This window comes from Shewanella sp. GutDb-MelDb (genome assembly GCF_002836075.1).
In the GTDB taxonomy this organism is placed as follows: domain Bacteria; phylum Pseudomonadota; class Gammaproteobacteria; order Enterobacterales; family Shewanellaceae; genus Shewanella.
In genome coordinates this window covers 1-319 of the sequence record NZ_PJBM01000093.1, presented here as the reverse complement: position 1 = coordinate 319, position 319 = coordinate 1, and the positions used below count along the sequence as shown (strand labels likewise).

Sequence of the window (319 nt, the reverse complement as noted above, 5' to 3'; positions counted from 1 at the left end):
ATATACGTCTTTAAGTTTAGACGATGTTAATTTGTTTCAAGTCAAGGCACTTGAGAAGCGAAAGAGGAAGTGTAGTTCACTACATGACTGATTAAACGACGAAAGTAACGCTGAATTGAAGCAAATAAACAAGTATAAATGGGTCTGTAGCTCAGCTGGTTAGAGCGCACCCCTGATAAGGGTGAGGTCGGTGGTTCAAGTCCACTCTGACCCACCAAAATTTTCCTTATCTTTGTTAGAAAGTGACTCGTTTAAGAAAGCTAAACGTCGATACTATCTGCCTCGATAAGAAATAATTTGGTCATTTATACGTATATAT

At 38.2% G+C, this 319-nt stretch carries 1 tRNA gene; it reads left to right on the top strand.

From position 1 onward, the window contains the following. Positions 1 to 140: 140 nt before the first annotated feature. Positions 141 to 217, top strand: a tRNA-Ile gene (locus CXF82_RS01475). The last annotated feature ends 102 nt before the right edge of the window (positions 218 to 319 follow it).